This is a genomic window from Gilliamella sp. App4-10 (genome assembly GCF_001690495.1).
GTDB lineage: Bacteria > Pseudomonadota > Gammaproteobacteria > Enterobacterales > Orbaceae > Gilliamella > Gilliamella apicola_G.
The window spans coordinates 1-5,579 of sequence record NZ_LZGS01000009.1; the positions used below are offsets into that span (position 1 = coordinate 1).

At 37.7% G+C, this 5,579-nt stretch carries 6 protein-coding genes; all 6 read left to right on the forward strand.

Annotated features, from left to right (window positions below):
• Positions 1 to 1,782: DUF2345 domain-containing protein (locus tag A9G23_RS02210; RefSeq protein WP_065586078.1), on the forward strand; the 1,782-nt coding region annotated here is incomplete at its 5' end.
• Positions 1,740 to 2,039: a hypothetical protein gene (locus A9G23_RS02215; protein WP_065586079.1), complete on the forward strand. Its 300-nt coding sequence runs from the start codon at positions 1,740 to 1,742 to the stop codon at positions 2,037 to 2,039. The genes A9G23_RS02210 and A9G23_RS02215, both read left to right, overlap by 43 nt.
• 2 nt (positions 2,040 to 2,041) lie before the next feature.
• A complete protein-coding gene (locus A9G23_RS02220) occupies positions 2,042 to 4,183 on the forward strand; it encodes a hypothetical protein (RefSeq protein ID WP_065586080.1) in 2,142 nt (713 codons plus the stop codon).
• The gene (locus tag A9G23_RS02225; RefSeq protein ID WP_065586081.1) at positions 4,155 to 4,529 is read left to right on the forward strand and encodes a hypothetical protein; all 375 of its coding nucleotides are present in this window, start codon (positions 4,155 to 4,157) and stop codon (positions 4,527 to 4,529) included. Before A9G23_RS02220 ends, A9G23_RS02225 begins: the two co-directional genes overlap by 29 nt.
• Complete coding sequence (locus A9G23_RS02230; protein WP_065568307.1) at positions 4,526 to 4,792, forward strand: hypothetical protein; 267 nt, start codon at positions 4,526 to 4,528, stop codon at positions 4,790 to 4,792. Before A9G23_RS02225 ends, A9G23_RS02230 begins: the two co-directional genes overlap by 4 nt.
• A gap of 103 nt (positions 4,793 to 4,895) precedes the next feature.
• The coding region (locus A9G23_RS02235; protein ID WP_141674892.1) for a hypothetical protein at positions 4,896 to 5,579 on the forward strand (684 nt) is incomplete at its 3' end.

Consider the following 5,579-nt stretch of genomic DNA (forward strand, 5'->3'; position numbering starts at 1 on the left):
CAACCCAAAGACCTGACCACCTATGGCAGCGACTATCGTTATGCTGAGCACTATCAAGGCTTAGCGAGCAACGGACAGGGAAATCCACACACTCATGGTGAGGATAATAGTGATAATGACCATAACACTTACGATAATCAGATTGAAAGTGGTCAGTGGTATGCCCGTATTCGTCATGAACAGGCGATTAGCCAGCAAATTATTCTCAAAGGCAAGAGTAATCACTATCACCTTGCCCCCGGTCAATGGATTAACCTCAACGGCAGTCCGCTAGCAGATATTAATGACGGTATCATTATTTTAAATGTACAGGGGCAAGGTAATCGCACTGATGCTTATGAGCTCACCTTTACCGCCATTCCTTATCAAGCCTTAAAACCCTATCGCCCCGCGCCCATACGCTGGCCACAAGTCAGTGGTACGTTACCGGCAAGGGTCACCAGCCCCGACAATGACACCTATGGCTATATTGATACCCAAGGACGCTATCGAGTTAAATTTAATGTTGACCTGAAACAATGGAAAAGTGGCACCGAAAGCTTATGGGTACGCTTAGCCAAACCGTATGCGGGTAACACCTATGGCTTTCACTTCCCGTTAATTGATGGCACCGAAGTGGCCATTGCCTTTATGCAGGGCAATCCTGACCGGCCGTATATTGCCCATGCGATGCATGACAGTGCTCACCCCGACCTTGTCACCACCATTAACAAACACCGCAATGTGATTCGCACCCCGGCTAATAACAAACTGCGCATGGATGATAAACGTGGGCAAGAGCATATTAAACTGGCTACCGAATACGGCAAAACTCAACTTAATATTGGTCACTTAGTTAACGAAAAAAAACAACCCCGCGGTGAAGGCTTTGAACTGCGCACTGATGAATGGGGCGCCATTGCCGCCAATAGAGGCTTATACTTAACCACGCAAACCCAGCCCAAAGCGCAAGGTAAACAGCTGGATATGCAAGCGGCAATAAGCCAACTTGAAAATGCCCTCTCCATTGCCAAAGCCCTACAAAATGCCACCACCCAGTCCGAGGCGCACAGCGCCGATACCGACAGCCAAGCGCAACTTAAAGCCAACTTAACTCAGCTAACCCAAAGTGGCCTACTGGCCTATGCGCAAGAAGGCATGGCCCTAACCAGCCCTGAAAACATCCAACTGACAACAGCTAACAGTCTCACCTTAACCAGTGAAAATCAAACTGATATCAACGCTTTAAACAACGTCACCCTCTCATCGGCTGAAGCGATTGGCTTATTTGCGCAAAAAGCGGGCATGAAACTGTTTGCCAACCAAGGCGATATTGAAGTGCAAGCCCAAAACGCCAACCTCAATATGGCGGCCAAGCAAGATATTAAAGTGGATAGCGTGGATGGCAAGGTAACCATTACCGCCAAAGATAACATTACCCTCATTTGTGGTGGCTCTTATATCAAAATTAGCAGTGAAGGCATTGAACTGGGTACACAGGATAATATCTATCTTAAATGCAATGTCTTCCAGAAGATGGGGGTATCGTCGTTAGATTATAAATCGACACTTTTATCAGGTGCTATTCCTCAAACTTTCACCACACAAGATAAACAAGAAGGAATAACGCTGTATCTTGAAACCGATGATGGTTACCCAATTCCAACGACTAAATATCAAGTTTGTTTTGATAATGGTGAATTTAGACAAGGTCGTTTAGATCGCGAAGGAAAAGTGGTATTAAAACTGTTCCTCCTAATATGGACTATTATTATCAGTTTCCAGATGATGATGACATTTTAGCGAAAGCCAATGCTCAACGATTGCATAAAGCCATTGAAACGATAAATTCAGAACAAATGATTGGGTATTTAACTTATTCCAAAAATACCATTGAAATGACAATTGATGCCTATAAGGAAATTTATGGAAAAGACATGGTAAAAGATATTTACCAAGCATTAGGGCCTTACCACAAAGATAAATTAGCTATCGATTATTTATTTGCAAAAGCAGATATCAAAACGACTAAATATAAAGTATCTATAAATAAGGAATAACCATGCAAAATTATCGAATTGTGGCTAAACCCAATTTAACTAATGTGATACGTGGAAAGATCATGTCTTTTTCTTTACAAAGAATCAATCCCGACGCACCTGCGCTTGAACAAATTAGGGCTTCATGGAGGTGTTATCACCATATTTCGTTCAGAACTGATGATAAATACCTAGGAAAAGTCATTAATGGACCTCAAAATTCAACTCAATGGAACGAAGTAAAATGGGCTATTGAAGGGCGTCACAAAATTGTTTGCGAAATAATATATGGTAACCGAAAGGAATATATTGAATATATCCAAAATGTGATTAATGCAAAACAAAGTGTTGCGTATTCCACAAATACTGCCGAAGAGTCAGAAAATCCATTTATTTTTTATAAAAATTTAACTCAGCAAATTGACTGGATCTTAGTGCAAGAAAAGCAACAGCAGCTATCATCCGAGGATGAACAGGCCTATCAAAATCGAATGGAATCGTTAAAGCTCTTCAAGGATAAACTCAAATTTTTGCTTGATAAAGTGCCAGCTGATTGCCGCGAAAACTTTGGACAAGTTCACGTTAAACATATTTCAAGCATTTATGGTGAACGTGAAGATATGTCATTAAGAGTGGGCTATTTTTATAATGATAACGAAGTTCATTTAATTGACTGGACTAACCCCGTCGACAGATCATTTTGTGGTGTCTATGTTGGCAAAGGCGAAACAAAAGAAGACGCCATTAAGCAAGCACTTGAATGTTGGGATAAAGATAACCGTTATCCAGAAGGCATTATTAAAGGCTATGCCGCAGTAGATAAACAAGTTGGCGTCGCAAAAGAAGTCACTTTTGATGATGATAATCGGATTATCTTAGGGAAAGAGATTATTTATGGTGGTATCGAAATTAATTTTGATACAGATGGTAAAAGTGATTCAGATACCTTATCTGATGCCTTAGCATCATTAGGATTTGCGGCAATAGTGGTTGCTGGTGTCATTACATTAGTTGCTCCAGTGCCAGGTTCAAGAGTGGTATCAGGGTTAATATGGTCATCGATTGCGGCGTCAACTACCTCGGCTGTTATCAATATTGCCGATCGGCATAGCGAAGGGTTTAGTAATTGGAAAGATGATTCATTTGACATCTTAACGATAGTTTCTAATGTGTTTGCTGGTGGTACAATTATCGCATCGGCAAAATGGAGTAGTAAAACACTATTATTAACCAATATTAGTCAAAAACAAGCCGTTAAAATCACGTTAATAGGTCAAATAAGTGCAGATTCATTACAAGGCATTTTGATAACTGAAGAACTAGCCGAAGCCATTTATTCAGTGATGCACAATAAAACGCTACCAGCCGATATCAAATTAGCTAAAATTTCTGCACTAATCAAAAGAGGCATCATGGATGGGATACTTATCACAATAAGTATTCACGGAAGCAAAAAAAACCTTACTGCATTAAAGAATGATCCGTCTCCCTCTAAAACCACGATGAGCCTGGAAAAGATAGATCGATATATTTCAGGTGAAGAACATTTCCCAAAACCGGGTATTGAAAATTCGCTCTCTGAGATACCAAGCAACATACCGAGCCAAAAAACAGAGTCATCCCCAGTACCCAATAGAGTGGAAAACTCAAATCAGGTATTACCTGCTTCGCCTAATACGGTATCAAATATTGCCGATGAGATACCCAGTTTAATGCCATACACAAAAGATACGCAATATAACAAAACACTTTCAGTTCAAATAACTTATGAAAACGGTGTAGAAAAAACGTTATCTGCTATATACCCACAAAAGTGGGAACTATTAAGTATGGAAAACAAAGCAAAAGCGGTACCGGGTGAATATTTTCATAGAATATTGGATGAAAACTTAATTAAAGGTAAAGAGCGCTCATTATTAACTGAGAACACAGGACACGTTTCCGATGCAATTAATTTAGAAACAGGCATAAGGAAAGATAATACGGTTAATAAAGAAAGTCGAACGACAGTTAATACTAATTTTAAAACAGAAAAAAAGAAAGAAAGCAAGTATGGCGGTAAGAAGAATACTTTTGAAAAATTTAGACCAACCACCGCAAGTTCTAATGAGTTCAGTTTAATTATTGATGGAAAAAATGGTATTTTGTCAACACTTTCAAAGTGATGGCATTATTGATTTTAAAATCAATGCTGTAAACTCTCCAATCCGCGGTTCCGATATGTTTTCACAAATGATGAATCATTATGGTGAGAATGTTAAAAGTATTAGAGGTAATTGGATGAATCTTGAAAAATCTGCTACAAATAAAAACCTTGGTATCATTAATAAATTAACCTCTCAAGGAGTTTCTTTAGAAGAAGCGGTAACTCATACTTGGACAGCTAACCAAGCAGCTAAATATGGATTTTCTCAATTGGAAATTTTGTTAGCACGAGTAAAAGGAACCCCAGGTAATTATACAAAGGTTGAAGTATTATTTTCTAAATCAAAAAATGAGATTATAAAATGAATTTAAATGAAGAATTATTAGAACTATTAAGAGAAAATGCTAAAAAAGGTAAAGAGATTAATTTTTTAATAAAGTTAATCAAGGATAGAGTTGATTCTAGTGACTTTAATTCTTTTCTTGTAATAAATTACTTTATGCAAGCGTATCATTTATCTTTTTGTCAAATAAAAGAGTTACCAGGTGCTTTTTGTATGGGAGGAGGCGTATACTCTGATGAGGAAATCAATGCACTTATTTATCCACATATAAAGAAAAGTTTATAACAATCATATTGCCTCTTTGTAATTGGATACAGCAAAAATATAACCTATACTAAATCTTGAACACTAGGTGTTGATAATATAAAAAGATTAAGGTTCCCTTATTATGATAGTCAGAATAGAACTGAATCAACTAGAAAAGCGCAGTAATGACTACTTTTATAACGATACGCCATTTAATGGCGAAGCTTACGATCATCGTGACAATCAGCTTTATCAAGTATATGAAATTACCGACGGTATTATTACTGGTAGTCGAGATTATGGTGTATTTGAAGCCAATGGTATGATAAAGGTCGATTATGATTTGTTAACCAGTGCAGAATATTTTGATTATGAAATGAATCAGATACGTTGTTATTATCAAGGAAAGCCTTTTACAGGAATATGTTATGAATATCGTTTTGGATTTGTTCTTGGAGAATCATTAAATATTGATGGCTGGGAGGTTAAATCTATTGGTTTTATACCGGATGGGACTGGCAGAATGGGCAGTTATGAAGAAAATGACATTGATATTACCGAAACAACTGGCGATAGAGAGTGGTTATTGGAGTGGGAAAATAATGTCTGTAAAAGGATTGAATCACGCTATTTAGATTATGCAGAAACAGATCATTCAGGTAATATAAAATTATATTTCAACGATCAAAAACAAATCAGCCGAGCAATTATTGAGGATGATTATGTTTATGTTTCCTTATTAGTACCTAGAGATGATTTAGGTCTTGATTTTAAAACCTTTGATGATTTATTGGCAAAACAGGATATTTTTGCCGATAACCTCTCT